This is a genomic window from Chryseobacterium manosquense (genome assembly GCF_014623485.1).
Classification (GTDB): domain Bacteria; phylum Bacteroidota; class Bacteroidia; order Flavobacteriales; family Weeksellaceae; genus Kaistella; species Kaistella haifensis.
In genome coordinates, this window is sequence record NZ_CP060203.1 from 1345136 (window position 1) to 1370879 (window position 25744).

Genomic DNA, 25744 nt, shown 5'->3' on the forward strand with positions numbered 1-25744 from the left:
TTATTCAATTATTTCTATGGAATTTTCATTTATTAAATTTTGTTGTCTTTGTTTTTGTATATCTCTCAAATTTTTCAAACCTTCTGATGTTATAATTGTTTCGGAATTAGCTAGTGAGCCAGCAAGATTATTATTAGCATTTTTTTTAGCTATTATTAATTCATTTAAAGTTGTTTCTTTAGCATTTTCGTATCTAAGTTTATTAATTGTTGCAAACTTTCCTTTTAAGTTATCACTTGAAACAGATTTTACAATTTCAAAACTATAATCTCCTTTTTGATCTGATATTTTTATAATTAACCGAGGTAATCCAGTAAATTTATATGGACCATATGATAAAGGTATATCAGTAGAATACCAAGCTGTCCACTCTCTCCCTTTATAATTCAATACAGCTTTTTTACAATTAAAAGAATCTATTATTTTTGATTCATTAATAAGTTTCCAGTTTTCTATTGTTCGTTCTTTATAATAAAGCAAAGTCATTCCAACTCTTTCAAAGTATCGAACATCTTTATTGCTTTGTATTATTGTATAACGAAATTTAGTTTTTGGAAATGTTTTTCCTCTGAAATCAGTATTAGTTGAACCTCCTATAGTTGCTTTTTGGTATTCAGATTGAAATATAGAATCAAATTTTAATGCTTTATCACTAATAAAAAATGCTTGATCTTTCAATACTTGTAAAGAAAACAATTCTTCATGGGTATAATTTGGAGTAGATTTATCTGTTTTAGCCTTTAACAAATAAGTGAAATCTGCAATTAGTAGTTTTTTATCGTCAGTTTGAGAAAAAAAAACGTTAAATAAAAAGACCGTAAAGAATATTAAATTTTTTTTTAAATTATTCATAATGTTTGTATAAATAGTAGAATTGCACTCAATAGCGTCCTAAATAAAAAAAATAAGAAGGAATTAGAGTAACTCAAAGTACCTTTGAGGTTGCACAACAAAAAAACCTTCTTATGGACTCAAAATTAACATTATTTTCTCAGATTATTTCAAAAATAGACCGAGTAATTTTCAAAAAAATAGTCAAAGAAAGAAAGACCGATTACCGAAATAAAGGATTCGATAGTTGGACCCATTTAGTTTCTATGCTTTTCTGTCATTTTGCGAAAAGCACCTCGGTACGGGATATTTCCAATGGACTTCGTAGCGCAACGGGCAACCTCAATCATTTAGGAATAAAAACTGCACCTTCCAAATCTTCCATCAGTTACCAAAATGGGAAAAGAGATGCAGACTTGTTCAAAGATTTGTATTTCATATTATTAGAACATTTAGGACAGCACACCAAACAAAAACGAGTAAAGCTGAAAATAAAAGTTCCCGTTTATCTATTAGATTCCACTCTTATTTCCCTGTGTCTTTCTTTATTTGATTGGGCAACGTATCGCACTAAGAAAGGAGCTGTAAAGATGCATACCTTGCTTGAATACGATGGGAAACTTCCGGTTTATGTGAATATTACCAAAGGAAGCGTTGCGGATAATAAAGGGGCTGAAAACATTCCCTTAGAGAAAGGTGCGGTGATTGTAGCCGACCGTTTTTACAACGATTTTCCGATGCTTTCTATTTGGGACAGCAAAGGTGTTTTTTTTGTAATCAGGCATAAGGAAAACCTAAAATTTGAAACTTTACAGGAACGAGAACTTCCACCAAAAGGAGCGCAAAACATTTTGAAAGACGAAGACATAATCCTTTCAAACCCTATTTCAAAAGAAAAATACCCTAAAAAATTAAGAAGAGTGGCGGTTTGGGACGATGAAAACAAGCAAACTATCGAAATTATCACCAATAATTTCACTTGGGCAGCTTCCACCATTGCAGAACTGTACAAACAAAGGTGGCAGATTGAGATTTTTTTCAGAGACATCAAGCAATTGCTTCATATCAAAACATTTATCGGAACATCTGAAAATGCAGTTAAAATACAAATTTGGACGGCTCTAATTACCATTCTTATCCTAAAATACCTAAAATCAATCGCAAAATATCCTTGGCAATTATCAAATCTAGTAGCATTTATCCGACTGAATATTTTTGTGAAAATTAATCTCCAGTATTGGCTCGACAAACCTTTTGACCAACCACCTGAATCTCAAAAAACATATTATCAAGGGGTTCTTTTTGAAAATCTATAGAAAATTCCGCTTAAAGCCTATCTATATGTGCATAAAATATATCTGTTTTTTTATTTAGGACAGTATTGAATTGCACTTATAAAATAATCATTTATAAGTGCAAAGTATAAATTTAAAGATTAATCTTGGCAGTAATTTTCTTCAAGTGCATATGCCCATTCCATCATTCTTGGACCAGACCAACCACTTTGACAAGTTACCGCTGCTACACCACAACTTGTTGTATGATAAATATTGATACATTCAACACTCAATTTTGATACTTTTTCAATTTCTAACGAATTAGCCTCTTCTTCGTTTATCGAAGTAGTTGATTTTTCACTGTTTATTGAAATTGTATTTGCACTTGTAATACCAGCTGTTAAAATTCCAGCAATTAAAATACTTTTTTCATTGTTTAAAATATTTAAATTAATAATTTATTTGGGTGTAAATATTTTAGATACAGCATCTTTGTTGTCAAAGCGTTTCTTCTCTTTTCATTTTTATAAATCTCTACTTATCTGTATTTTCTATCTTCATTTGTGTTTCAAAAATGATATTCTGATAACGTGTGTTTTTCTAAAATATCGTACAACGGAAAAAGGCTTTGCGAAGTGCGGGAATTCGAAGAACTAAAAGTTCAAGAATTCAGAAACGTAGCAAATGGCTTTTTCAGATTGTTAAATTAATAAAAAAAATCAAGATGAAGAGCCAATTTGCGGATAAATATCTAAAATAGTTAAAATTAGACTTATCCCCCGCATCTTGCAAATACTATGTTGAACTAAACCTCCGGTAGCTTTTCCCATTCGCCGTTTTAGTAACTTTGTTTTTATTAACCTTTTAAAAACTCATGAAATGGCTACAAAAAAAATCTACTGAGGATTTAAGAACAAACAAATTCCTTAATCGTGCCTCGAGCGAAGTTAACGGGTGTAAAAAAAGTAGTCTTTCTGAAAAAACTGCTTTGTGTATCTAAATTCTAAAAACGACATCCCCATAAGAGGACCATCATACTACTGAAAAGCCACCGGAGCTTCCGTTCAACGGGCTTTCATCTTCTGTCCTGCAGACAAAACGACCCGAACGAAGTGAACAGAGCGAAGCTAAAGCTTAGTTATTATTGGCTGTAGTTATTTTTCTGCATTATATTTTAGAATTTGCAGTTGAAACTCCTTAAATAATTCGTCAGAACTCATTTTGTCAATTCTTTCAAGTTCCTTTTGATATTCAGCATCTAGTTTTTTTATTCTTTCTTTATAACTATTCATATGTTTATTATACTGTTGGACGGATGCTTCATTTTTTAATATAGACAGATTTAATTTTTCTTCTTCAGTCAATTTTATTTTTGAATTTAGATATTTTACTTCTGCATTTATTTCTGCAATTTTCAAATTTTTGTTATAATTTTCTTCTTCAAGTTTGTCTAATTCAACTAATCTTTGTTTTTCATTTTGATATTCCGTGAAAAGTTTATTTTCATAGAATTTTTTGTCTCTTAAATTTTTATTATTTAAGTTATTAATTTCATTTCTAGAATTTCCTAGACTATTATTTAAGATTTCTATTTTATCAAGTAATGACTTTTTGTACTTTTCGTAGTTTTCAATTTGAATCTGCAATCTATTTTTCACACTGTCTTTTACGACAATGGTTTTTGATAATTCGTCCTTTTTCATCTCAAAACGGGTAATATCAAGTTTTAATTGCTCTTTCTGTATTTCTAATTTTGCTTTTTCAGAATCAATTAATCCTTTTCCAAAGGTAAAATACAAAGAAGCGATTACTGCAATGGTTGGAAATGCAACTTTCCAAAATTCTAAATTTTTCCAAAAAGGAAGATTTAGTTTTTTTATTTCCAACTTTAATTTTTGAATTTCAAGAGATTCTTTACTCATACGGTATTAATATAATTGCAGATAAAAGATGTTGAACTAAACCTCCGGTAGCTTTTCCCATTCGCCGTTTTAGTTACTTTGTTTTTATTAAACTTTTAAAAACTCATGAAATGGCTACAAAAAAAAATCTCCGGAGGATTTAAGGACCAGCAAATTCCTGAATCGTGCCTCGAGCGAAGTTAACGGTTTTGCCGAACTTCTGCAACGTTTCGAAAGAAATATTTCCATCCTGGGCAGAAGCAAGCGTACCTTCGACAATTATTCCCGTCACGTTGCAGCCTTGGCGCTTCATTTCGGTAAAGTCCCTACCGAATTAGACCCGGAAGACATCAAAGATTACCTTTTTGAACTTCAAAAGCGATCAAAAACCCCTTCTCAGTCGTACTTTAAACATACCGTTACGGACTGCGGTTTTTGCTGAAAACCGAAGGCTTGCCTTACAGCTACCTCCATCTTCCCGCGATTCCAAAAGTGAAAAAACTTCCCACTATTTTAAGCCGTGAAGAAATCTGGCGAATGCTTCAGTCCTTCTGAAAAACTGCTTTGTACCTCTAAATTCTAAAAACGACAACTCCATAAGAGGACCATCATACTGCTGAAAAGCTACCGGAGCTTCCGTTCAACGGGCTTTCATCTTCTGTCCTGCGGACAAGACGAAAGCTTAGTTATTATCGGCAGTGGTTTTTTATTTAAATTCTATCGGATTATTCCTTTTTTTCATATTCGTTTTAACTCTATCTACACTTTCAGGTGCAACAGTAAATCCTGACATTGACATTTCATTAATAATATTTTCATTGATATTATTTACTGCTTTAAAATATTCTTCTTTACTAATTTTTTTATGTTGAGTAAAATAGCTATCTTTTAGTATTGTATTTTCAAATAAAATACCCTTCTTAATGCTAATTAAATCAAACGAGTAGTTGTTTTTTGTATCAGAAACTTTTACAATCAATCCTGGAAGATTATTAAATTTATATGGTCCATCATAAATTGGAATTTCTGTTGTATACCAAGCAATCCAAGTTCTTCCGCCATAATTAGTAATTGCTTTTTGACAATTAAAATCACCAATTTTACTTTTTTCACTTAATAATTTCCAATTGAAATTAGATAGCTCAGTGTAATTAAATTTATATTTTAAAAGACTTTCATAATAATTAATTGTATTATCTTCTTTTACAATTACATACTTAAAACGAGTGTTTGGAACTTTTGAAAAATTTAATTCTAAATTTTTATTAATTTTCATACTGTTTACTATAGAATCCCTCTTTAAAAAAATATCACTTGTAAAATAAGATTTACCTCCTTCAACCAATAATGTAAAATCCTCTTTTTTTCTACTGTTGATGTCCGTAGAATCAGACAAATATTCTAATCTATAACCTAATTGATAATTTTTATCAATTTGAATCTGGCTATATGCACTCATGGAGACTAATAAAAAAAAAGTCAATAATATATAATTTTTCATAGTATATAATTAAAATAAAAAGAGCATTACTTGTTAGTAATGCCCACTTTTTAGGTCGTTTCTTTAGTTTGGACAAGCAATATCATATGCGTCCCAAGCATTCATAATTATTTCCAATGTAGATCCACCACAAGCCCAACCTGTAGTGCCACAATCATAAGAAACTCTAACACAACTCCAATCAGCACTTGCTGTTTTTTTCTTAATAATTTTTGTTTCAATTTTTTTTGGTGCAGTAGTTGTAACTTTCTTAACAACTTTTCCCGTTGAAGCACTTACTAAAGTTATGCCTCCTAAAGCGACTGTTAAAAGTAATTTTTTCATATAAATTAAAAGTTTTATATTGAGTTGATAAATTAATAAAAAATCTTTTAAAGAACAAAATTTATTTTTATTTTTTTTTCAATTTTGCATCAGATTTCGTAATTTTTATATCATTGCCGATAACGGAAAAAGTATTGGCGAAGTGCGGGCTAAATGGAACTGAAAGTTCAATTTCGACCAAACATAGCGAATGCTTTTTCAATACTGCTAACTTACAAAAAATTGCAGAATTGAAAAGCATGAGCGGACTATTTTTGTGCTTTTCAATTTCGCACTTCTCCCCGCCTTTTGCAAATACTATGTTGAACTAAACCTCCGGTAGCTTTTCCAATTCGCCGTTTTAGTAACTTTGTTTTTATTAACCTTTTAAAAACTCATGAAATGGCTACAAAAAAAAATCTCCGGAGGATTTAAGGACCAACAAATTCCTGAACCGTGCCTCGAGCGAAGTTAATGGTTTTGCCGAACTTCTGCAACGCTTTAAAAGGAATATTTCCATTTTGGGCAGGAGCCCCAGAACGTTCGACAATTATTCCCGGCATGTGGCAGCCCTGGCACTGCATTTTAAAACCCTGCCTACCGAGTTGGATCCCGAACAGGTCAAAGATTATCTTTTTGAACTGCAGCAACGCTCCAAAACTCCTTCCCAAACTTACTTTAAACACACCGTTTACGGACTTCGCTTTTTATTGAAAACGGAAGGCCTGCCTTATAGTTTTCTGCATCTTCCCGCGATTCCAAAAGTCAAGAAACTGCCCGTAATCCTGAGTCGGGAAGAAATCTGGCGAATGCTTCAAAGTGCTGAACTCCTGAAACACAAACTGCTCATCGGCCTCATCTACGGGTGCGGACTGCGCTGCATGGAAGTGCGGAATATCAAACTTCAGCACCTGGATTTTGACCGACAAATGCTGCATATCGTTCAGGGTAAAGGAAGCAAAGACCGTTATGTACCTTTGTCGGAACATTTAATCAGAGGCTTGAAAACCTTCATCAGTATTGAAAATCCGGATCAGTATTTATTCAACGGAAATCAAAACAGAAATATTGAAGAAATTGATTTAAAAACACATCAAAACGCTTTACAGAAACCTGATTTTGACTCCCGCTACAGCCAGCGCGGCGTTCAGTGGGTAATAAAAACCATTTCTAAAAAAGCAGGCATCACCAAAGAGGTTCACACCCATACTTTGCGCCACAGCTACGCCACGCATCTGCTGGAAGACGGCGTTCCGATCATCATGGTTCAGAAACTTCTGGGTCATGAGCGTATTGAAAGTACCATGGAATATCTTCATGTGTGCCAGCTCTCGGACCAAAAACCGCACAGTCCTTTGGATACGGTATTTACTTTATGCAGCAGGAATGCAGGCCCGAAGTAAAGGTGCGAGTGTAGCAGAAGTTCTTCGCAAAATCAATTTATCATCCCAAAACTTCAGCGTTCATCAGGAAAAGACATTGCGGGCATTGTCCAACTGCCGGACTTCTGCCTTGGGTGGTCATATTGATACGTGTGATGGTTGCGGAAATCTTTCCATCAGTTACAACTCCTGCCGTAACCGGCATTGCCCGCAGTGTCAGGGACACAAAAAGGAAGAATGGATCCAAAAGCGCGAACAGGACCTCTTGCCGTGCAGCTATTATCATCTCGTTTTTACGCTTCCCGAAGAGCTGAACGGTTTGTCCATTGCCAATCCCACCCTTGTTTACAAAACCTTATTTGAAGCCGCCTGGGCAACTTTAAACCAATTCGGTAACACCGAAGGAATACAGCTGGGAATGATTGCGGTTTTGCACACCTGGGGACAGAACCTGAGCTTGCATCCGCACCTGCACTGCATTGTTCCTGGCGGCGGAATTGATCATCACGGAAAGTGGAAAAAGAAAGTACGAACCGATAAATATCTCTTCTCTGTAAAAGCGATGAGCAAAGTATTCCGCGCCAAGTTTGTGGCATCCTTAAGAACTTGTGGAATTACAGACCGGGATTTAATGGACAGGCTCTTCGCCAAAAACTGGGTCGTCTATGCCAAAAGACCTTTTGGCGGCCCGAAACAGGTGATCGAATATCTGGGAAGATATACCCACAAAGTCGCCATCAGCAATCACCGTATCAAAGAAGTTACCGATAAAGAAGTGCATTTTAGCTACAAAGATTACCGAAAGGGTGGCGAAAAAAAGGAGATGACCCTATCCCATGTGGAGTTTATCAGGCGCTTCAGTCTTCATATTCTGCCGAAAAGATTTGTAAGGATCCGCCATTACGGTATTTTAAGCAGCAGCTGGAAACGTGGGAAACTGCAGAATTTACAGGCAGAGTTGAAAGTCGAAAGAATCGTTTTCCTTCCCCAGACTTTGCTTAAAAAATGCCGCTGTTGCAAAGAAGGAAACCTTGTGACCATTGCTGTTTTCGGGCAGCGGGGGCCGCCGCAGGATTTTCTTTTCGTTACCCAAACGCTGTCTGCAAAATAACCTTTGCGGGTAAGGGAATCTGTGTTCTGCAGCGAAGAAAAACAGCAGAAAACACCCACAAAGACCACAAAAGGTCACAAAAAAAGCAGTCCTTCTGAAAAAACTGCTTTGTGTATCTAAATTCTAAAACCGACATCCCCATAAGAGGACCATCATACTGCTGAAAAGCTACCGGAGCTTCCGTTCAACGGGCTTTCATTTCTTGTCTTGCAGACAAAACGAAAGCTTAGTTATTGAACTAAACCTCCGGTAGTCTTTCCCATTCGCCGTTTTAGTAACTTTGTTTTTATTAACCTTTTAAAAACTCATGAAATGGCTACAAAAAAAAATCTCCGGAGGATTTAAGGACGAACAAATTCCTGAATCGTGCCTCGAGCGAAGTTAACGGTTTTGCCGAACTTCTGCAACGTTTCGAAAGAAATATCTCCATCCTGGGCAGAAGCAAGTGTACCTTCGACAATTATTCCCGTCACGTTGCAGCCTTAGCGCTTCACTTCGGTAAAGTCCCTACCGAATTAGACCCGGAAGACATCAAAGATTACCTTTTTGAACTTCAAAAGCGATCAAAAACCCCTTCTCAGTCGTACTTTAAACATACCGTTTACGGACTGCGGTTTTTGCTGAAAACCGAAGGCTTGCCTTACAGCTACCTCCATCTTCCCGCGATTCCAAAAGTGAAAAAACTTCCCACTATTTTAAGCCGTGAAGAAATCTGGTGAATGCTTCAAACCGCCGAACTCCTGAAACACAAACTGCTCATCGGCCTGATCTACGGTTGCGGACTGCGCTGTATGAAAGTAAGAAATATCAAGCTTCAGCATTTGGATTTCGACCGGAAGATGCTGCTCAATAAATGTCGGTGCTGCAAGGAGGGAAACCTGGTTACCATTGCTGTTTTCGGGCAGCGCGGTCCGCCGCAGGACTTTCATTTCGTCACCCAACCTTTCTCTGCAAAATAACCTTTGCGGGTAAGGGAAGCTGTGCCCTACAGCCGGTAAAACCCCGCAGAAACCACTTCCAAAGGCTACCCAACGCCACAAAAAAAAGCAGTCCTTCTGAAAAAACTGCTTTGCACCTCTAAATTCTAAAAACGACATCCCCATAAGAGGACCATCATACTGCTGAAAAGCCACCGGAGCTTCCGTTCAACGGGCTTTCATTTCTTGTCTTGCAGACAAAACGAAAGCTTAGTTATTATGTGCAGTGCTTTTTATTTTTTTAATGTATGTTTTTCCATATTTCCTTTTAAATTTCTAACATCAATCACAGAAAAGTCTGGCTTATAATATTCAATATCCTCTCTTTGACCAGTTTGATAAAACCTTTGTGTTGAGTTATCAAGTCTGAGATTTTCAGGAATTTTTAAACTTTTTCTTAAGGCAAAGTATTCCATTTTATTTAAGGGTCCGTAAATACTGTCATTATTCAGAGTAATTATCCAAAATGTAGAAAATTTAGTATTGAAAATTTTTGATTCCATTGCTTTGAAGACAAGGTCTTCCTCTGATTTATAAATGCTATCGCTTGGTTTTTGATTAGTAATTATAAAATCTTTATTATGTCCATAAAATAGAATATGTCCAGGAATTTCAACTTTTTGATAGCCATTTTCAGTTTGCGTTACTAAGTTAATCTCATTATTTGGATCATAATCCAATTCATAATTTTTTTCAAGTTTTTCGTTTCCACACGAATTCAAAAAAAACACTACTAAAAACAAAGTGAAAAATCTCATATTTTCTTTTTAGGACGCTTTTTACAGCATTGCACATAACGGAAAAAGTATTTGCGAAGGGCGGGCTAAATTTAACTGAAAGTTCAATTTCGACCGAACGGAGCGAAGCTTTTTCCACGGAACTAAATTACTAAAAAAATGTGAAGTGGAAAAGCAGGCGCGGCTGAATGCAACGGGTCTTTCTATTAAAGTTTCAACCCCGCCTTTTGCAAATACTATGTGCCTGTTGCACAACCTCTTTTCAAAGATACGGTAAAAAGATTTCAGAAATAGAAAATGTGGTTATAAACGGGTTTAAAATATTGAAAATCAATTGTATATATCGTTTATTCTCCGTAAATTAGCGTATGCAAGGCAGAAAAACATTTGAACCGAAAATCTTCTACGAACTCAGCCTGGAGGGGCTCGTTCCCCAGGATTATTTCTACCGTAAAATCAGTCAGGAAGTACCCTTTAGCTTCCTCTACAAGTCAACCTCTCATTATTACGGCCGTTGCGGGCAGGACAGCATCGATCCTGTGGTCTTTTTCAAGATACTGTTAGTGGGCTACCTGAACAATTTAAACAGCGACCGCGCCTTGCTGCGGTTCTGTTCAGACAGCCTCTCCATCCGCCTTTTCCTGGGCTACGACCTGGATGAGGAGCTTCCGTGGCATTCCACCATATCCAGGACGCGGGCGCTTTTCGGGGAGGAACTCTTTATGAAACTGTTCCAAAAAATCCTGAGCCTCTGCATAGAGAAAGGCATGGTGCGCGGGAAGCGCCAGGCGGTGGATTCAGCCTTCATTAAGGCCAATGCAAGCATGGACAGCCTGGTTGAAAAGGAAGTTTTGGAAGACGCTTCAGCGTTTGTGGAGGAACTGGAGGAGAACAGCGAGTACAAGGTAACTTCGGCCCGAAAGAAACTTGTAGAACAGCACCACGCCTGGAAGGAAAAAGAATACAAAGACATGCCCGGAGCCAGCAAAAACGAGGACAGGAGGGACGAGGACGGCAACCCGCTGCGTCCCAAGTTCCTCTCCAATCATACCCATTATTCTCCCACGGATCCGGATGCCAAAATCTCGGTAAAACCGGGCAAAGCGAGGCAGCTCAACTATGCCGGACAGATAGCGGTGGACGACAAACATCATGTTATCACGGGAGCCTGCGCGAGCACGGCCGGCAGCAAGGACAGTGCAATCATGCACGAGATTATGGACCGCATGCTGGAAAACCTGGAACAGCACGGCATAAGGACGGAGGAAGCATTGCTGGATGCCGGCTACAGCAGTGGCGAGAGCCTGGCGTATTGCGAAAAGAACGGCATCAATGCGTTTATCCCGAACTTCGGGCAGTACAAAGCGGAACGGGAGGGATTTGAATTTGTAAAAGGAGAAACGCAGGAGGAGGATCATTACCGCTGCACTCAAAAAGGCGGCAACGGAGCTGTCTTACAGTTCAAGAGAATCCTCACCGACAGCAAGGGCTACCAAAAGAAGAGCTACCGCAGCAGCGAGCGTGACTGTAAGGACTGTCCGCTGCGTGCCCAGTGCTGCGGCAGGGTAACTAAGTTCAAGAAGATAGAGGACAGTATCCACAAGCCGCTCTACGATGCGATGCACGAGAAGCTGAACAGGGACAAAAACTACACACGCTTCCTCACCAAACGCCGCAGCTCCACGGTGGAGCCGGTGCTGGGCACGCTAATCAACTACCACAGCATGAAGAGGGTCAACACGCGGGGCATGAAAAACGCCAACAAGCATGTTTTAATGGCCGCTTTGGCTTACAACCTGAAGAAGTACCTGAAGTTTATCTCCCGGAAACCAAAAAGCAATGCCCAGATTATGCACCTTCCGGAAGGGATACTCCGGCTTTTTCTAAACCGGTTCCACAGTTCGCTGATCACTTCAATTTAAGCCACCCGAAAACCTCAGCTCCTTTGCCCGACAAAAATAGAAACCTCCCTTAAATCGCTTTAAAGGAGGCCGTTTTTTATGCTTTTACTTTGGAAATTACTGAAAATGTGGAGTTGTGCAACGGTTACCTATGTTGAACTAAACCTCCGGTAGCTTTTCCCATTCGCCGTTTTAGTAACTTTGTTTTTATTTACCCTTAAAAAACGTATAAAATGGCTACAAAAAAAAATCTCCGGAGGATTTAAGGACGAACAAATTTCTCAATCGTGCTTCGAGCGAAGTTAACGGTTTTGCCGAACTCCTGCAACGCTTTGAAAGAAATATTTCCATCCTGGGCAGAAGCAAGCGTACCTTCGACAATTATTCCAGGCACGTTGCAGCCTTAGCGCTTCATTTCGGTAAAATCCCTACCGAATTAGACCCGGAAGACATCAAAGATTACCTTTTTGAACTTCAAAAGCGATCAAAAACCCCTTCTCAGTCGTACTTTAAACACACCGTTTACGGACTGCGGTTTTTGCTGAAAACCGAAGGTTTGCCTTACAGCTACCTCCACCTTCCCGCCATTCCAAAAGTCAAAAAACTTCCCACTATTTTAAGCCGTGAAGAAATCTGGCGCATGCTTCAAAGTACTGAACTCCTGAAACACAAACTGCTCATCGGCCTGATCTACGGTTGCGGACTGCGCTGCATGGAAGTGCGGAATATCAAACTTCAGCACCTGGATTTTGGCCGACAAATGCTGCATGTTGTTCAAGGTAAAGGAAGCAAAGACCGTTATGTTCCCCTGTCGGAACATTTAATCAGAGGCTTGAAAACCTTCATCAGTATTGAAAATCCGGATCAGTATTTATTCAACGGAAATCAAAACAGAAATATTGAAGAAATTGATTTAAAAACGCATCAAAACGCTTTACAAAAACCTGATTTTGACTCCCGCTACAGCCAGCGCGGCGTTCAGTGGGTGATCAAGACCATCTCAAAAAAAGCCGGCATCACCAAAGAGGTTCACACCCATACTTTGCGCCACAGCTACGCCACGCATCTGCTGGAAGACGGCGTTCCGATCATCATGGTTCAGAAACTTCTGGGTCATGAAAGAATTGAATCGACGATGGAATACCTTCATGTCTGCCAGCTTTCGGATCAGAAGCCTCACAGTCCTTTGGATACCGTTTTCGCTTTATGCCGCAAAAATGGAATCCCGAAGTAAGGCAAAGCATCAAAACGGAAGCGTTGCAGATGTTCTTCGTAAAATCAATCTATCGGCCCGGAATTTTACGGTTCATCAGGAAAAAACACTTCGGGCTTTATCTTACTGCCGGACTTCAGCTTTGGGTGGTCATATCGATGCGTGCGACGAATGCGGAAATATGAGCATCAGTTACAACTCCTGCAGAAACCGTCACTGTCCCCAGTGCCAGGGACACAAAAAGGAAGAATGGATCCGGAAGCGCGAAGCGGATTTACTCCCGTGCAGCTATTATCATCTCGTTTTCACGCTTCCCGAAGAGCTGAACGGTTTGGCAATTGCAAATCCCACACTCATTTACAAAACATTGTTTGAAGCCGCCTGGGCAACTTTAAACCAATTCGGTAACACCGAAGGAATACAGCTCGGAATGATTGCGATACTTCACACGTGGGGACAGAACCTGAGCTTGCATCCGCACCTGCACTGCATTGTTCCTGGCGGCGGAATTGATCATCACGGAAAGTGGAAAAAGAAAGTACGAACCGATAAATATCTCTTCTCTGTAAAAGCGATGAGCAAAGTATTCCGCGCCAAGTTTGTGGCATCCTTAAGAACTTGTGGAATTACAGACCGGGATTTAATGGACAAACTTTTCTCCAAAAACTGGGTAGTGTATGCCAAGCGGCCTTTTGGCGGCCCGAAACAGGTCATCGAGTACTTGGGGAGATACACTCACAAAATCGCCATCAGCAACCACCGCATCAAAGAAGTTACCGATAAAGAAGTTCGTTTTGCCTACAGGGATTACCGAAAGGGCAGCGAAAAAAAGGAGATGACCCTATCCCATGTGGAGTTTATCAGGCGCTTCAGTCTTCATATTCTGCCCAGAAGGTTTGTGCGGATCAGGCATTATGGAATCCTGAGTAGCAGCTGGAAACGCGGGAAACTGCAGAATTTACAGGCAGAGTTGAAAGTCGAAAGAAGGGCTTTTGTTCCCAAAACTTTGTTCCGGAAATGCCGGTGCTGCAAGGAAGGAAACCTTGTGACCATTGCTATTTTCGGGCAGCGGGGGCCGCCGCAGGACTTTCTTTTCGTCACCCAACCTTTGTCTGCGAAATAACCTTTGCGGGTAAGGGAATCTGTGCTCTACAGCCAGTAAAACCCCGCAGAAACCACTTCCAAAGGCTACCCAACGCCACAAAAAAAGCAGTCCTTCTAAAAAACTGCTCTAATATCCTAAATTCTAGAAACGATAACTCCATAAGATTACCAAGTGGGGAGGAAAAGCCACCGGAGGTTCCGTTCAACAGGCTTTCATTTCTTGTCTTGCAGACAAAACGAAAGCTTAGTTATTGTACGACGTTTTTTTTATGCATTTATAGGATTAACTCTTATTTGTCCTCCAACTGCTTTCAAAACTTTCATAATTGTTGAAAACTGTGGTTTTGCACCTTCAGATAGTGCTTTGTACAAACTCGGTCTGCTCATTCCTGTTTCTTCTGCAATTTTTGTCATTCCGATTGCTTTTGCAATATTACCAATTGCTACAACAATTTCAGAATCATCGCCTTCTTCAAGGACAACATTAAGATATTCAGCAATCATTTCGTTGCTGTCCAAATAATCTGCAATGTCAAATTTTGAAATATCCATTCTTTATTCTTTTATTTTTTCCCAAATTTCTTTCGCTTTTTCTATATCTTTTTGTTGGCTTGATTTGTCACCACCAATTAACAAGATAATAATTTTTCCATCTGTCTCTTTGAAATAGATCCTGTAGCCCTTTGCAAAATTTATTCGTAATTCGCTGATTCCATTTCCAACAGGTTTGCAATCTCCAAAATGTTCTTCGTTTTGTAATTTCTGGATTCGGAACAAGATTTTAGCCTTTGCTCGGATATCTTTTAATTTTCGCAACCACTTGTCAAACTCACTTGTTTTCTCAATAAAGTACATTTTGTATTCATTTGGATACAAATATAGTAAAAAGTTAAATCAATGCAAAATTTTTGTTTTAAAGCGGAATCTTTCTAAAATGTCGTACAACGGAAAACGGCTTTGCGAAGGAGCGGAATAGAAAGAAAGAACTTTCAACTTTGCACAAACGTAGCAAAACCATTTTTTACTTTTGCTAAATTACAAAAAAGAGCAAAACAAAAATGGTTTTGCGGATTAAAATGCACAAACTTTTAATTTAGACTTTAACCCGCATTTTGCCAATACAATGTTGAACTAAACCTCCGGTAGCTTTTCCCATTCGCCGTTTTAGTAACTTTGTTTTTATTAACCTTTTAAAAACTCATGAAATGGCTACAAAAAAAAATCTCCGGAGGATTTAAGGACCAACAAATTCCTGAACCGTGCCTCGAGCGAAGTTAATGGTTTTGCCGAACTTCTGCAACGCTTCGAAAGAAATATTTCCATCCTGGGCAGAAGCAAGCGTACCTTCGAAAATTATTCCCGTCACGTTGCAGCCTTGGCGCTTCATTTCGGTAAAGTCCCTACCGAATTAGACCCGGAAGACATCAAAGATTACCTTTTTGAACTTCAAAAGCGATCAAAAACCCCTTCTCAGTCGTACTTTAAACATACCGTTTACGGACTGCGGTTTTTGCTGAAAACCGAAGGTTTGCCTTACAGCTACCTCCATCTTCCCGCGATTCCAAAAGTCAAGAAACTGCCCGTAATCCTGAGCCGCGAAGAAATCTGGCGCATGCTTCAAAGTGCTGAACTCCTGAAACACAAACTTCTCATCGGCCTGATCTACGGTTGCGGACTGCGCTGTATGGAAGTAAGAAATATCAAGCTTCAGCATTTGGATTTCGACCGGAAGATGCTGCATATCGTGCAGGGAAAAGGCGGCAAAGACCGCTATGTTCCCCTGTCGGAACATTTAATCAGAGGCTTGAAAACCTTCATCAGTATTGAAAATCCGGATCAGTATTTATTCAATGGGAACCATAACAGGAATATTGAGGAGATTGATTTAAAAACGCATCAAAACGCTTTACAGAAACCTGATTTCGACTCCCGCTACAGCCAGCGCGGCGTTCAGTGGGTGATCAAGACCATCTCAAAAAAAGCAGGCATCACCAAAGAGGTGCACACCCATACTTTGCGCCACAGCTACGCCACGCATCTGCTGGAAGACGGCGTTCCGATCATCATGGTTCAGAAACTTCTGGGGCATGAAAGAATTGAATCGACGATGGAATACCTTCATGTCTGCCAGCTTTCGGATCAGAAGCCTCACAGTCCTTTGGATACCGTATTTGCTTTGTACCGCAAAAATGGAATCCCGAAGTAAGGCAAAGCATCAAAACGGAAGCGTTGCAGATGTTCTTCGTAAACTCAATCTATCGGCCCAGAATTTTACGCCTCATCAGGAAAAAACGCTTCGCGCTTTATCGTATTGTAGAACTTCTGCTTTGGGCGGTCATATTGATGCGTGTGATGGCTGCGGAAATCTTTCCATCAGTTACAACTCGTGTCGTAATCGGCATTGTCCGCAATGTCAAGGTCATAAAAAAGAAGAATGGATTCAGAAGCGCGAAGCGGATTTACTCCCGTGCAGCTATTATCATCTCGTTTTCACGCTTCCCGAAGAGCTGAACGGTTTGGCAATTGCAAATCCCACACTCATTTACAAAACATTGTTTGAAGCAGCTTGGGCAACATTAAACCAGTTTGGCAAAACGGAAGGAATGCAGCTCGGAATGATTGCGATACTTCACACGTGGGGACAGAACCTGAGCTTGCATCCGCACCTGCACTGCATTGTTCCTGGCGGCGGAATTGATCATCACGGAAAGTGGAAAAAGAAAGTACGAACCGATAAATACCTTTTTCCGGTAAAAGCGATGAGCAAAGTATTTCGGGCAAAGTTTGTGGCTTTATTGAGAACTTCGGGAGTAAAAGATTCCAATTTAATGGATAAACTCTTTACCAAGAACTGGGTCGTCTATGCCAAAAGACCTTTTGGTGGCCCGAAACAGGTGATTGAATATTTAGGCAGATACACCCACAAAGTCGCCATCAGCAATCACCGCATCAAAGAAGTTACCGATAAAGAAGTTCGTTTTGGCTACAAAGATTACCGGAAAGGTGGCGAAAAAAAGGAGATGACCCTCAGCAACGAAGAGTTTGCGCGAAGGTTCTCCCTGCACATTCTGCCAAAAAGATTTGTGCGGATCAGGCATTATGGAATCCTGAGTAGCAGCTGGAAACGCGGGAAACTGCAGAATTTACAGTCTGATTTAAACATCCGGGTTCCGGAAGCAAAACCCAAGACTTTGCTCAATAAATGCCGGTGCTGCAAGGAGGGAAACCTGGTTACAATTGCTGTTTTCGGGCAGCGGGGGCCGCCGCAGGATTTTCTTTTCGTTACCCAAACGCTGTCTGCAAAATAACCTTTGCGGGTAAGGGAACCTATGTTCTGAAGCGAGGAAAAACCGCTGAAATCCACCAATAAAGGCTACCAAACGCCACAAAAAAAGCAGTCCTTACGAAAAAACTGCTTTGTGATCCTAAATTCTAAAATCGAAAACTCCATAGACTGCCAAAATACCGCTGAAAAGCTACCGGAGCTTCCGTTCAACGGGCTTTCATTTCTTGTCTTGCAGACAAAACGAAAGCTTAGTTATTGAACTAAACCTCCGGTAGCTTTTTCCATTCGCCGTTTTAGTAACTTTGTTTTTATTAACCTTTTAAAAACTCATCAAATGGCTACAAAAAAAAATCTCCGGAGGATTTAAGGACGAACAAATTCCTGAACCGTGCCTCGAGCGAAGTTAATGGTTTTGCCGAACTTCTGCAACGCTTCGAAAGAAATATTTCCATCCTGGGCAGAAGCAAACGTACCTTCGACAATTATTCCAGGCACGTTGCATCCTTAACGCTTCATTTCGGTAAAGTCCCTACCGAATTAGACACGGAAGACATCAAAGATTACCTTTTTGAACTTCAAAAGCGATCAAAAACCCCTTCCCAGTCGTACTTTAAACATACCGTTTACGGACTGCGGTTTTTGCTGAAAACCGAAGGCTTGCCTTACAGCTACCTCCATCTTCCCGCGATTCCAAAAGTCAAAAAACTTCCCACTATTTTAAGCCGTGAAGAAATCTGGCGCATGCTTCAGTCCCTCCGAAAAAACTGCTTTGTGTATCTAAATTCTAAAAACGACATCCCCATAAGAGGACCATCATACTGCTGAAAAGCCACCGGAGTTTCCGTTCAACGGGCTTTCATCTTCTGTCCTGCGGACAAGACGACCCGAACGAAGTGAACAGAGCGAAGCTAAAGCTTAGTTATTAGCTGCAGTTTTTTATTTTTCAGATTTTACATCAATATTAATTGCGGGAACTATACCTCCAGGAAGTTTTTTCCAGTTTTCTACGTAACTTCTTATAAATGTATTTCCTAAAAGTCCTGCACTTAACCAAAAATTTCCAGAAAAATTTCTATCAAGAGGTTGAAAACTAACAAATATTTTATCTTTAAACCAAATATTTTTATCGGAAATGTTTAGACTCAAAACATTTTCTTTTATATTTTCATTATTTACAAGAAAAATAATATCCTCTGAATTTATAATTTTGTCAGGTTTTCCGTCTAATTCTGAATAAATTATAAATCTTGCAGGTATTGGTGTGCTAATATTAAATTTTGCGAAATTTATATTGATTTTTATAATTTTAGATTTCGACTTAGCTTGGATTGGAACAGCAATTTCAACTTGTGGCTTATCCAATTCTTCTTTCGAATACTTTTTCAAGGCAGTTGGTGAGTTTCTTGGAAGATAATCTAAATGTATTTTTTTAGATTTAGAGGTAAATCCTAAGTTTTTTTCAATATATTTTTTGTTTAGAATTGAAACTTCTTGAATTTCTGTTATTTTTGGATTTAATATAATTTTTGAAGAATTTGTTTGTTTCAAATTCATTACACTAATTTTGTATGTTTCAAAACCTGCAATCTCAATTTTTAAAATTGAATTACTATCAATATTTGACAAGTCAATCGAAAAATTTCCCTTTTCATCACTGAATGTTCCTTTTTCAATATTATCAAATCCAATTTTAGCATATTGAATTGGAGAGTTGTCTTCACTTGATATTATAGTTCCATTAATAATTTGTGAAAAGCTATGATTTATAGTGAAGATAATTAGTAACAAAATTAACTTTTTCATAAGTTTTGTTAAAGATTTTATAGGTTGTAGACGATCAGAATTATTCAACATATTTTTTTATTACATCATTTATTTGGTCCAATTCTCCCATTTTTCTTGCTACAATTTTTCCGTTTCTGTCAACCAAAATTTGTAAAGGATAACCTGCAGCATTTAATTTTTTAGGAAACTCTTTTTTTAAATCAAAATAGTTTTTCCAAGTTACCTTATTCTTTTCCAAAATACTATTTGCTAAATCAATTCTATCATTTTGGTTTTCATCTGTAACACTTATGAAATTGACATTTTTATCTTTGTAAATTTCGTAAAGATTAACAAGTTTAGGTAAGTCTTGAATGCAAGGTTTACAAGTTGTTGACCAATAGTCAATTAAAGTTAAATCATTTTTAGAGAATTCGGATTTTGTAATTTTTTCGTTGTTTTCAAAATTGATATCCGGAAAATTTCCGCCAACATTTGTAGAATTTTCAATATCGATTATTTTTTTAAACTCAATATAGCTAAATGTTTTTTTGATATTATTTGAAAAAAGAGATAAATTATTAATGTAAGATTTGTTAAATCCTAATCTTGAAAAATCGTTTACAATTTCCCAAAATGCAACAAATGAATTTGGATTTTTTCTGATATAATTCTGAAGGAATTGTTGTTTAGCGTCAATATCTTTTGAATCATTATCTTGAAATGGTTTTAATTTTTCATCAAAAATTTTTAGTTTTTCTTTTAATATTTTATATTCTTTATTTGCAGGACTATCAGAATTTAGAATTAGACTTAAATTATTGGTTTTATTCACTTCTATATTAAAGTTTCCATTTTCAAGAAAGAAAGGTTTCGTCTCAAATCCGCCATTGATTTTTGGGTCGTAATAGGATATTGAAAGAGGTTGTGGATATAAAATTTCCCCCTCAATAATATTTTTAGATTGTATTTTAGTAATTACGGAATTAAAATCTTGGTCAAATTTGGTTTTATCGTTCGTTGATACTTCAAACTTATAAATTTTATAGGTGTTTCCTGAACTCATTGGTGCACCAATAAACAAAGAATCTTTTTTGAATTCGGGGGCATTTAGATTGATTTTAAAATTGTTTTGAGATAAAAGAAAGTTAGAAATTATTAAAAATGATATTTTTATAATGTGTTTCATTTGCGTAGTTTTTGGGAATTCTGACTAACGTTAAATTAATTCAGTGATAATCAAATAGTTATAGATTTTAATTTTTGACCATTTGATTATCCAAAATAGTGAAAATTTCTTCGTTAGCGGCTAAAAACAACTCCGTTTTCGAGTAGGGGAATTGCAGCTAACGAAAAAAATATTTGCGAAATGCGGGCTAAATTTAACTGAAAGTTCAATTTCGACCAAAAGAAGCATTCTTTTTTTCGTGGAACTAAATTACACTTTTTTGTGAAACGAAAAAGCAATTGTGAATAATTTTGACAAAATTTTCTATTATGATTTTAAACTCGCATTTTAACAATACAATTTTGAACTAAACCTCCGGTAGCTTTTCCCATTCGCCGTTTTAGTAACTTTGTTTTTATTAACCTTTTAAAAACTCATGAAATGGCTACAAAAAAAAATCTCCGGAGGATTTAAGGACCAACAAATTCCTGAACCGTGCCTCGAGCGAAGTTAATGGTTTTGCCGAACTTCTGCAACGCTTCGAAAGAAATATTTCCATCCTGGGCAGAAGCAAGCGTACCTTCGAAAATTATTCCCGTCACGTTGCAGCCTTGGCGCTTCATTTCGGTAAAGTCCCTACCGAATTAGACCCGGAAGACATCAAAGATTACCTTTTTGAACTTCAAAAGCGATCAAAAACCCCTTCTCAGTCGTACTTTAAACATACCGTTTACGGACTGCGGTTTTTGCTGAAAACCGAAGGTTTGCCTTACAGCTACCTCCATCTTCCCGCGATTCCAAAAGTCAAGAAACTGCCCGTAATCCTGAGCCGCGAAGAAATCTGGCGCATGCTTCAAAGTGCTGAACTCCTGAAACACAAACTTCTCATCGGCCTGATCTACGGTTGCGGACTGCGCTGTATGGAAGTAAGAAATATCAAGCTTCAGCATTTGGATTTCGACCGGAAGATGCTGCATATCGTGCAGGGAAAAGGCGGCAAAGACCGCTATGTTCCCCTGTCGGAACATTTAATCAGAGGCTTGAAAACCTTCATCAGTATTGAAAATCCGGATCAGTATTTATTCAATGGGAACCATAACAGGAATATTGAGGAGATTGATTTAAAAACGCATCAAAACGCTTTACAGAAACCTGATTTCGACTCCCGCTACAGCCAGCGCGGCGTTCAGTGGGTGATCAAGACCATCTCAAAAAAAGCAGGCATCACCAAAGAGGTGCACACCCATACTTTGCGCCACAGCTACGCCACGCATCTGCTGGAAGACGGCGTTCCGATCATCATGGTTCAGAAACTTCTGGGGCATGAAAGAATTGAATCGACGATGGAATACCTTCATGTCTGCCAGCTTTCGGATCAGAAGCCTCACAGTCCTTTGGATACCGTATTTGCTTTGTACCGCAAAAATGGAATCCCGAAGTAAGGCAAAGCATCAAAACGGAAGCGTTGCAGATGTTCTTCGTAAACTCAATCTATCGGCCCAGAATTTTACGCCTCATCAGGAAAAAACGCTTCGCGCTTTATCGTATTGTAGAACTTCTGCTTTGGGCGGTCATATTGATGCGTGTGATGGCTGCGGAAATCTTTCCATCAGTTACAACTCGTGTCGTAATCGGCATTGTCCGCAATGTCAAGGTCATAAAAAAGAAGAATGGATTCAGAAGCGCGAAGCGGATTTACTCCCGTGCAGCTATTATCATCTCGTTTTCACGCTTCCCGAAGAGCTGAACGGTTTGGCAATTGCAAATCCCACACTCATTTACAAAACATTGTTTGAAGCAGCTTGGGCAACATTAAACCAGTTTGGCAAAACGGAAGGAATGCAGCTCGGAATGATTGCGATACTTCACACGTGGGGACAGAACCTGAGCTTGCATCCGCACCTGCACTGCATTGTTCCTGGCGGCGGAATTGATCATCACGGAAAGTGGAAAAAGAAAGTACGAACCGATAAATACCTTTTTCCGGTAAAAGCGATGAGCAAAGTATTTCGGGCAAAGTTTGTGGCTTTATTGAGAACTTCGGGAGTAAAAGATTCCAATTTAATGGATAAACTCTTTACCAAGAACTGGGTCGTCTATGCCAAAAGACCTTTTGGTGGCCCGAAACAGGTGATTGAATATTTAGGCAGATACACCCACAAAGTCGCCATCAGCAATCACCGCATCAAAGAAGTTACCGATAAAGAAGTTCGTTTTGGCTACAAAGATTACCGGAAAGGTGGCGAAAAAAAGGAGATGACCCTCAGCAACGAAGAGTTTGCGCGAAGGTTCTCCCTGCACATTCTGCCAAAAAGATTTGTGCGGATCAGGCATTATGGAATCCTGAGTAGCAGCTGGAAACGCGGGAAACTGCAGAATTTACAGTCTGATTTAAACATCCGGGTTCCGGAAGCAAAACCCAAGACTTTGCTCAATAAATGCCGGTGCTGCAAGGAGGGAAACCTGGTTACAATTGCTGTTTTCGGGCAGCGGGGGCCGCCGCAGGATTTTCTTTTCGTTACCCAAACGCTGTCTGCAAAATAACCTTTGCGGGTAAGGGAACCTATGTTCTGAAGCGAGGAAAAACCGCTGAAATCCACCAATAAAGGCTACCAAACGCCACAAAAAAAGCAGTCCTTACGAAAAAACTGCTTTGTGATCCTAAATTCTAAAATCGAAAACTCCATAGACTGCCAAAATACCGCTGAAAAGCTACCGGAGCTTCCGTTCAACGGGCTTTCATTTCTTGTCTTGCAGACAAAACGAAAGCTTAGTTATTAGCTGCAGTTTTCTAAAATTCTTGTTTCAAAATATTTTATAACAAGAGCAATAACAAAAGCAACAATTAATAGCATAATATTTTTTGAATGTCTTGTTGGGCTAAATAACATTGAAAATATTTTTTTTAATTTTTCTATATCAAATAAAAATATGATCAATACTAATATTTGGTAAATGATAGCGGATTTTAGAGCTACAATTCCATAAATGAAATCTTGGATAATTATGTTTGAAAGTATTATAGTCAATAATAAGCAACCGAAAATACGACTTTTGTTGATTAATAGTGATACACCTCCCAATACTTCAAAAAACCCAATAATTAAAGGGTAGGTTAGAGAATATGAGTAAAAAGTCCACATAATTTTATGTCCTTCTGAAACATTTAAATTAGTGGAGTTTGTGAAGTCAGAAAATTGAATAGGTTTTGCTATTCCGTAGATTGTCATTGAAATAGCTACAATAAAAATTACTATCCATTTAATAATATATCCAACTTTTTCCTTTAATGACATAATGATGTTCTAAAATTCTGACTAACGTTAAACTTTACTATTGATAATCAAGTTGTTTTGAATTCAATATCCTTATTAGTCAGTCCAAATTTAGTGATTTGTTTTTGTATTCTTTTGGCTGCAGCAATTTTTCTTTTCTCGTCGAGGAACAGATATAGTGAAGGTGGTTGGTAGCTTTGCCCTTTCACAAGCATGTTCCAGATGATGACGGCAAGTTTGCGGGCCAGTGCAGAGACAGCAGTTGCTCTTCCTTTCTTGTAGTTCAACCTTTTGAAAAAGTCTGCGAGCCAGCCTTCTTTGAGATTACCGATGGCATTGGCAGTGTTTCGAAAGGCAATCTTGAGCCTTGAACTTCCTTTCGGGATGTGGTTGGACAGCACCTTGCCTCCGCTTATCTTGTTGTTTGGCGCAAGCCTAAGCCAGGCCGTGAACTGTTTAGCAGTGGGGAATTTCCTAATACCGTCTAATCCGATTTCAGCAATAAGGGTCATAATCAATCCCTCACTTACCCCTTCAATAGCCATCAGATCTACACCTTCGAAGTATTGGTAAGCAATTAAATTCATATCCGTTTGGCTTACCGCATTTTTGTTTTTTCGCTTGTGCTTTTTTTTTCAATGGTATGTTGTTTCTTATGGTCGTCTTTATCGATGAGTTCTTTCAGCAGTTGATCAATTTGTAAATCTGTCTCTGTGATTTGCTGTTGAAGGTGTTTATAGGAGTTCCACTCCTGTTGCAAAGCAAAAAGATAATCTTTACGACCGTTAAATTGCAGGGCTTTTGCAATTTCTTCCTCTGATTTCCGGCAATTATAATGACGGAGTTTTGCCAAGTCCTCACCTTGATGCTCACCATTTAAAAAAGCCTCAATAATCGATGATCCGGTAAGGCCAACTACATCCCTTACCACGACTTCTAACCGCATATTCATCAACCGAAGGTATTTTTGAATTCTCCTGACGCATGATGCGGATTGCTTCAGCAGATTCTGCCGGTGTCTGGAATAGGTCCGTACAGTATCCGTGTCCGAATCTGGCAAAAAACTGGCACTCAAAAGCCCGAGAGAATGCAGTTTCTGTATCCACTGACAATCTTTAATGTCGGTCTTTTTTCCTTTGATGTTTTTGGTTTGTCTGCCATTCACCAAAATCACCTCAAAACCCTGGCCCACCAAAGTGGAAAACAGGTTTTGCCAGTAAGTTCCGGTGGATTCCATTGCAATGGAGGTAACACCTTTTGAGTGTAGCCAGTTACACATCTCGAGCTGATCTTGGCTGTACACCCCAAATTCTTTTACATCCTGCGCATTTTGCCCTACAGCTGCCCAGTGGCTGCGGCTGCCAATGTCTATTCCACACGCATTGGGATGTACCACTTCGAGTGAAATCTGCTTCTTAATTTCCATGTCTTAATTTTTTAAATTAAACCAATAAAAACTCCAAGGATTGCACTTTGCTAAATTTGAAATTATTCTGATCGGGATATCTGCTTTTGGCGGACTCACCATTAAAAACTAACACCGTCTGAAGTATTACTACCAAAGACTTTTGTGCAATCTTACCTGAATTGCAGACGGGTTTTTTAAACACCATTGCTTAAACCGGTCTTTTCAAGGAGCAGGTACTAAGGTAAGAAATAATGGATTTGGAATATTGAATTTTTCACGCCGACTCCTCCTCGTTAGCGGCTAAAAACAACTTCGTTTTCGAGTAGGGGAATTGCTGCTAACGGTTGGATATTTCTGCAGGCGGGCTAAAAATACGAAATCTTTCTACTTGCTAAAAATTGAATTAACCGCGAAAATCTTCGATGAAAACTTCATACCCGCTTGTAGAAATATCTTGTTGAACTAAACCTCCGGTAGCTTTTCCCATTCGCCGTTTTATTAACTTTGTTTTTATTAACCCTAAAAAAACATATAAAATGGCTACAAAAAAAAATCTCCGGAGGATTTAAGGACAAACAAATTCCTGAATCGTGCCTCGAGCGAAA

The 25744-nt window shown here is 38.5% G+C and carries 31 protein-coding genes and 4 pseudogenes; 16 read left to right on the top strand and 19 right to left on the bottom strand.

The annotated features are described in order from the left end of the window. Window positions 1-852, bottom strand: coding sequence for a GLPGLI family protein (locus tag H0S70_RS06265; RefSeq protein ID WP_188322089.1), 852 nt, complete (start codon window positions 850-852; stop codon window positions 1-3). Between the two features lie 113 nt (window positions 853-965). Here H0S70_RS06265 and H0S70_RS06270 point away from each other — a divergent pair, with 113 nt between their 5' ends. After that, a complete protein-coding gene (locus tag H0S70_RS06270) occupies window positions 966-2147 on the top strand; it encodes an IS4 family transposase (protein ID WP_188321076.1) in 1182 nt (393 codons plus the stop codon). Window positions 2148-3262: 1115 nt separating this feature from the next. On the opposite strand, the gene H0S70_RS06275 is transcribed toward H0S70_RS06270, so the two are convergent. Further along, on the bottom strand, window positions 3263-4030 hold the full coding sequence (locus H0S70_RS06275) for a hypothetical protein (protein WP_188322090.1): 768 nt from the start codon (window positions 4028-4030) through the stop codon (window positions 3263-3265). Window positions 4031-4169: 139 nt separating this feature from the next. Beyond that, a complete protein-coding gene (locus H0S70_RS14195) occupies window positions 4170-4322 on the bottom strand; it encodes a hypothetical protein (RefSeq protein ID WP_228453808.1) in 153 nt (50 codons plus the stop codon). On the opposite strand from H0S70_RS14195, the gene H0S70_RS14200 reads away from it, so the two are divergent. Then, window positions 4260-4451 (top strand): phage integrase N-terminal SAM-like domain-containing protein, encoded by a 192-nt coding sequence (locus H0S70_RS14200; protein WP_262891148.1) that lies wholly within the window; start codon window positions 4260-4262, stop codon window positions 4449-4451. The genes H0S70_RS14195 and H0S70_RS14200 overlap by 63 nt on opposite strands. A 264-nt stretch (window positions 4452-4715) precedes the next feature. Here the strand turns inward: H0S70_RS14200 and H0S70_RS06285 are convergent, their stop codons facing one another. From H0S70_RS06285 to H0S70_RS06295, 3 genes are all read right to left on the bottom strand, one after another. Next, the gene (locus H0S70_RS06285) at window positions 4716-5510 is read right to left on the bottom strand and encodes a GLPGLI family protein (RefSeq protein ID WP_088263487.1); all 795 of its coding nucleotides are present in this window, start codon (window positions 5508-5510) and stop codon (window positions 4716-4718) included. A 63-nt stretch (window positions 5511-5573) separates the two neighbouring features. Next, the gene (locus H0S70_RS06290; protein WP_123247448.1) at window positions 5574-5834 is read right to left on the bottom strand and encodes a hypothetical protein; all 261 of its coding nucleotides are present in this window, start codon (window positions 5832-5834) and stop codon (window positions 5574-5576) included. Window positions 5835-6244: 410 nt separating this feature from the next. After that, window positions 6245-6397, bottom strand: coding sequence for a hypothetical protein (locus H0S70_RS06295; RefSeq protein ID WP_188322091.1), 153 nt, complete (start codon window positions 6395-6397; stop codon window positions 6245-6247). Between H0S70_RS06295 and H0S70_RS06300 the strand changes: the two genes are divergently transcribed. Together H0S70_RS06300 and H0S70_RS06305 are read left to right on the top strand one after the other, a co-directional pair. Further along, on the top strand, window positions 6335-7216 hold the full coding sequence (locus tag H0S70_RS06300) for a tyrosine-type recombinase/integrase (protein ID WP_394367315.1): 882 nt from the start codon (window positions 6335-6337) through the stop codon (window positions 7214-7216). The two genes, H0S70_RS06295 and H0S70_RS06300, sit on opposite strands and share 63 nt — an antisense overlap. Continuing rightward, entirely contained in the window at window positions 7200-8306 is a 1107-nt protein-coding gene (locus tag H0S70_RS06305) for an IS91 family transposase (protein WP_188322093.1), read from the top strand. Before H0S70_RS06300 ends, H0S70_RS06305 begins: the two co-directional genes overlap by 17 nt. Window positions 8307-8647: 341 nt before the next feature. On the opposite strand, the gene H0S70_RS14450 is transcribed toward H0S70_RS06305, so the two are convergent. Further along, window positions 8648-8779 carry a hypothetical protein gene (locus tag H0S70_RS14450; protein WP_262891133.1) on the bottom strand — a complete coding sequence of 44 codons (132 nt, stop codon included), beginning with the start codon at window positions 8777-8779 and terminating at the stop codon, window positions 8648-8650. Between H0S70_RS14450 and H0S70_RS14455 the strand changes: the two are divergent. Further along, window positions 8738-8866 (top strand): annotated as a pseudogene (locus H0S70_RS14455) (tyrosine-type recombinase/integrase); the annotation flags it as partial. The gene H0S70_RS14450 and the pseudogene H0S70_RS14455 overlap by 42 nt on opposite strands. A 276-nt stretch (window positions 8867-9142) precedes the next feature. Further along, window positions 9143-9265 (top strand): annotated as a pseudogene (locus H0S70_RS14715) (IS91 family transposase); the annotation flags it as partial. 251 nt (window positions 9266-9516) lie between these two features. On the opposite strand, the gene H0S70_RS06315 reads toward H0S70_RS14715, so the two are convergent. Beyond that, entirely contained in the window at window positions 9517-10041 is a 525-nt protein-coding gene (locus H0S70_RS06315; RefSeq protein WP_188322094.1) for a DUF3997 domain-containing protein, read from the bottom strand. A gap of 347 nt (window positions 10042-10388) precedes the next feature. On the opposite strand from H0S70_RS06315, the gene H0S70_RS06320 reads away from it, so the two are divergent. Further along, window positions 10389-11942, top strand: a complete 1554-nt coding sequence (locus H0S70_RS06320; RefSeq protein ID WP_188322095.1) for an IS1182 family transposase — start codon at window positions 10389-10391, stop codon at window positions 11940-11942. A 241-nt stretch (window positions 11943-12183) separates the two neighbouring features. Here H0S70_RS06320 and H0S70_RS14460 read toward each other — a convergent pair whose 3' ends face one another. Next, entirely contained in the window at window positions 12184-12315 is a 132-nt protein-coding gene (locus H0S70_RS14460; RefSeq protein WP_262891125.1) for a hypothetical protein, read from the bottom strand. On the opposite strand from H0S70_RS14460, the pseudogene H0S70_RS14465 reads away from it, so the two are divergent. The 3 genes and pseudogenes from H0S70_RS14465 to H0S70_RS06330 form a co-directional block, all read left to right on the top strand. After that, window positions 12274-12402: pseudogene (locus H0S70_RS14465) on the top strand (tyrosine-type recombinase/integrase); the annotation flags it as partial. The gene H0S70_RS14460 and the pseudogene H0S70_RS14465 sit on opposite strands and share 42 nt — an antisense overlap. A 57-nt stretch (window positions 12403-12459) precedes the next feature. Continuing rightward, window positions 12460-13155 (top strand): tyrosine-type recombinase/integrase, encoded by a 696-nt coding sequence (locus H0S70_RS06325; RefSeq protein WP_262891134.1) that lies wholly within the window; start codon window positions 12460-12462, stop codon window positions 13153-13155. Continuing rightward, window positions 13139-14257 (top strand): IS91 family transposase, encoded by a 1119-nt coding sequence (locus tag H0S70_RS06330; RefSeq protein WP_188322096.1) that lies wholly within the window; start codon window positions 13139-13141, stop codon window positions 14255-14257. The genes H0S70_RS06325 and H0S70_RS06330 overlap by 17 nt, the downstream gene beginning before the upstream one ends. 248 nt (window positions 14258-14505) lie before the next feature. Here H0S70_RS06330 and H0S70_RS06335 read toward each other — a convergent pair whose 3' ends face one another. The 3 genes from H0S70_RS06335 to H0S70_RS14215 form a co-directional block, all read right to left on the bottom strand. Then, window positions 14506-14790: an addiction module antidote protein gene (locus H0S70_RS06335; RefSeq protein ID WP_116096287.1), complete on the bottom strand. Its 285-nt coding sequence runs from the start codon at window positions 14788-14790 to the stop codon at window positions 14506-14508. Window positions 14791-14793: 3 nt separating this feature from the next. Further along, window positions 14794-15093, bottom strand: a complete 300-nt coding sequence (locus H0S70_RS06340) for a type II toxin-antitoxin system RelE/ParE family toxin (protein ID WP_116096285.1) — start codon at window positions 15091-15093, stop codon at window positions 14794-14796. Between the two features lie 379 nt (window positions 15094-15472). Beyond that, entirely contained in the window at window positions 15473-15625 is a 153-nt protein-coding gene (locus H0S70_RS14215) for a hypothetical protein (RefSeq protein WP_228453699.1), read from the bottom strand. Between H0S70_RS14215 and H0S70_RS06345 the strand changes: the two genes are divergently transcribed. Both H0S70_RS06345 and H0S70_RS06350 read left to right on the top strand, forming a co-directional pair. Continuing rightward, window positions 15563-16444 (top strand): tyrosine-type recombinase/integrase, encoded by an 882-nt coding sequence (locus H0S70_RS06345; RefSeq protein WP_262891149.1) that lies wholly within the window; start codon window positions 15563-15565, stop codon window positions 16442-16444. The two genes, H0S70_RS14215 and H0S70_RS06345, sit on opposite strands and share 63 nt — an antisense overlap. Then, window positions 16428-17546, top strand: coding sequence for an IS91 family transposase (locus H0S70_RS06350; RefSeq protein ID WP_188320469.1), 1119 nt, complete (start codon window positions 16428-16430; stop codon window positions 17544-17546). Before H0S70_RS06345 ends, H0S70_RS06350 begins: the two co-directional genes overlap by 17 nt. A 341-nt stretch (window positions 17547-17887) precedes the next feature. Here the strand turns inward: H0S70_RS06350 and H0S70_RS14470 are convergent, their stop codons facing one another. Further along, window positions 17888-18019, bottom strand: a complete 132-nt coding sequence (locus tag H0S70_RS14470) for a hypothetical protein (protein WP_262891135.1) — start codon at window positions 18017-18019, stop codon at window positions 17888-17890. On the opposite strand from H0S70_RS14470, the pseudogene H0S70_RS14475 reads away from it, so the two are divergent. Both H0S70_RS14475 and H0S70_RS14480 read left to right on the top strand, forming a co-directional pair. After that, window positions 17978-18106 (top strand): annotated as a pseudogene (locus tag H0S70_RS14475) (tyrosine-type recombinase/integrase); the annotation flags it as partial. The gene H0S70_RS14470 and the pseudogene H0S70_RS14475 sit on opposite strands and share 42 nt — an antisense overlap. 57 nt (window positions 18107-18163) lie before the next feature. Then, entirely contained in the window at window positions 18164-18349 is a 186-nt protein-coding gene (locus H0S70_RS14480) for a hypothetical protein (protein ID WP_262891136.1), read from the top strand. 111 nt (window positions 18350-18460) lie between these two features. Here H0S70_RS14480 and H0S70_RS14220 read toward each other — a convergent pair whose 3' ends face one another. The 3 genes from H0S70_RS14220 to H0S70_RS14225 all read right to left on the bottom strand — a co-directional run bounded on the left by H0S70_RS14220 (window position 18461) and on the right by H0S70_RS14225 (window position 21079). Further along, window positions 18461-19327, bottom strand: coding sequence for a carboxypeptidase-like regulatory domain-containing protein (locus tag H0S70_RS14220; RefSeq protein WP_228453810.1), 867 nt, complete (start codon window positions 19325-19327; stop codon window positions 18461-18463). Between the two features lie 40 nt (window positions 19328-19367). Beyond that, window positions 19368-20477: a TlpA family protein disulfide reductase gene (locus tag H0S70_RS06370; RefSeq protein WP_188322097.1), complete on the bottom strand. Its 1110-nt coding sequence runs from the start codon at window positions 20475-20477 to the stop codon at window positions 19368-19370. A gap of 449 nt (window positions 20478-20926) precedes the next feature. After that, window positions 20927-21079, bottom strand: a complete 153-nt coding sequence (locus H0S70_RS14225; protein ID WP_228453699.1) for a hypothetical protein — start codon at window positions 21077-21079, stop codon at window positions 20927-20929. On the opposite strand from H0S70_RS14225, the gene H0S70_RS06375 reads away from it, so the two are divergent. Then, window positions 21017-21898 (top strand): tyrosine-type recombinase/integrase, encoded by an 882-nt coding sequence (locus tag H0S70_RS06375; protein WP_262891149.1) that lies wholly within the window; start codon window positions 21017-21019, stop codon window positions 21896-21898. The two genes, H0S70_RS14225 and H0S70_RS06375, sit on opposite strands and share 63 nt — an antisense overlap. Next, the gene (locus H0S70_RS06380; protein ID WP_188320469.1) at window positions 21882-23000 is read left to right on the top strand and encodes an IS91 family transposase; all 1119 of its coding nucleotides are present in this window, start codon (window positions 21882-21884) and stop codon (window positions 22998-23000) included. Before H0S70_RS06375 ends, H0S70_RS06380 begins: the two co-directional genes overlap by 17 nt. A gap of 233 nt (window positions 23001-23233) precedes the next feature. Here H0S70_RS06380 and H0S70_RS06385 read toward each other — a convergent pair whose 3' ends face one another. Genes H0S70_RS06385 through H0S70_RS14235 form a run of 3 tightly spaced genes read right to left on the bottom strand, consistent with a single transcriptional unit; the run spans window position 23234 to window position 25157 of the window. Next, entirely contained in the window at window positions 23234-23752 is a 519-nt protein-coding gene (locus H0S70_RS06385; protein WP_188322098.1) for a hypothetical protein, read from the bottom strand. Window positions 23753-23799: 47 nt separating this feature from the next. Further along, window positions 23800-24318: a transposase gene (locus H0S70_RS14230; RefSeq protein WP_228453811.1), complete on the bottom strand. Its 519-nt coding sequence runs from the start codon at window positions 24316-24318 to the stop codon at window positions 23800-23802. A gap of 11 nt (window positions 24319-24329) precedes the next feature. Further along, window positions 24330-25157, bottom strand: a complete 828-nt coding sequence (locus tag H0S70_RS14235; RefSeq protein WP_228453812.1) for an IS110 family transposase — start codon at window positions 25155-25157, stop codon at window positions 24330-24332. Window positions 25158-25744: the final 587 nt, after the last annotated feature.

Bases quoted from the DNA above. Each gene is read 5' to 3' on its own strand.
- H0S70_RS14230 (WP_228453811.1), bottom strand. From the start codon at position 24,318: ATGAATTTAATTGCTTACCAATACTTCGAAGGTGTAGATCTGATGGCT.
- H0S70_RS06385 (WP_188322098.1), bottom strand. From the start codon at position 23,752: ATGTCATTAAAGGAAAAAGTTGGATATATTATTAAATGGATAGTAATT.
- H0S70_RS06350 (WP_188320469.1), top strand. From the start codon at position 16,428: ATGGAATCCCGAAGTAAGGCAAAGCATCAAAACGGAAGCGTTGCAGAT.
- H0S70_RS06270 (WP_188321076.1), top strand. From the start codon at position 966: ATGGACTCAAAATTAACATTATTTTCTCAGATTATTTCAAAAATAGAC.
- H0S70_RS14225 (WP_228453699.1), bottom strand. From the start codon at position 21,079: ATGAAGCGCCAAGGCTGCAACGTGACGGGAATAATTTTCGAAGGTACG.
- H0S70_RS06320 (WP_188322095.1), top strand. From the start codon at position 10,389: ATGCAAGGCAGAAAAACATTTGAACCGAAAATCTTCTACGAACTCAGC.
- H0S70_RS06295 (WP_188322091.1), bottom strand. From the start codon at position 6,397: ATGCAGTGCCAGGGCTGCCACATGCCGGGAATAATTGTCGAACGTTCT.
- H0S70_RS06290 (WP_123247448.1), bottom strand. From the start codon at position 5,834: ATGAAAAAATTACTTTTAACAGTCGCTTTAGGAGGCATAACTTTAGTA.
- H0S70_RS06265 (WP_188322089.1), bottom strand. From the start codon at position 852: ATGAATAATTTAAAAAAAAATTTAATATTCTTTACGGTCTTTTTATTT.
- H0S70_RS14215 (WP_228453699.1), bottom strand. From the start codon at position 15,625: ATGAAGCGCCAAGGCTGCAACGTGACGGGAATAATTTTCGAAGGTACG.
- H0S70_RS14235 (WP_228453812.1), bottom strand. From the start codon at position 25,157: ATGGAAATTAAGAAGCAGATTTCACTCGAAGTGGTACATCCCAATGCG.
- H0S70_RS14195 (WP_228453808.1), bottom strand. From the start codon at position 4,322: ATGAAGCGCCAAGGCTGCAACGTGACGGGAATAATTGTCGAAGGTACG.
- H0S70_RS06315 (WP_188322094.1), bottom strand. From the start codon at position 10,041: ATGAGATTTTTCACTTTGTTTTTAGTAGTGTTTTTTTTGAATTCGTGT.
- H0S70_RS06275 (WP_188322090.1), bottom strand. From the start codon at position 4,030: ATGAGTAAAGAATCTCTTGAAATTCAAAAATTAAAGTTGGAAATAAAA.
- H0S70_RS06380 (WP_188320469.1), top strand. From the start codon at position 21,882: ATGGAATCCCGAAGTAAGGCAAAGCATCAAAACGGAAGCGTTGCAGAT.
- H0S70_RS06285 (WP_088263487.1), bottom strand. From the start codon at position 5,510: ATGAAAAATTATATATTATTGACTTTTTTTTTATTAGTCTCCATGAGT.
- H0S70_RS06305 (WP_188322093.1), top strand. From the start codon at position 7,200: ATGCAGGCCCGAAGTAAAGGTGCGAGTGTAGCAGAAGTTCTTCGCAAA.
- H0S70_RS14220 (WP_228453810.1), bottom strand. From the start codon at position 19,327: ATGAAAAAGTTAATTTTGTTACTAATTATCTTCACTATAAATCATAGC.
- H0S70_RS06330 (WP_188322096.1), top strand. From the start codon at position 13,139: ATGGAATCCCGAAGTAAGGCAAAGCATCAAAACGGAAGCGTTGCAGAT.
- H0S70_RS06335 (WP_116096287.1), bottom strand. From the start codon at position 14,790: ATGGATATTTCAAAATTTGACATTGCAGATTATTTGGACAGCAACGAA.
- H0S70_RS06340 (WP_116096285.1), bottom strand. From the start codon at position 15,093: ATGTACTTTATTGAGAAAACAAGTGAGTTTGACAAGTGGTTGCGAAAA.
- H0S70_RS06370 (WP_188322097.1), bottom strand. From the start codon at position 20,477: ATGAAACACATTATAAAAATATCATTTTTAATAATTTCTAACTTTCTT.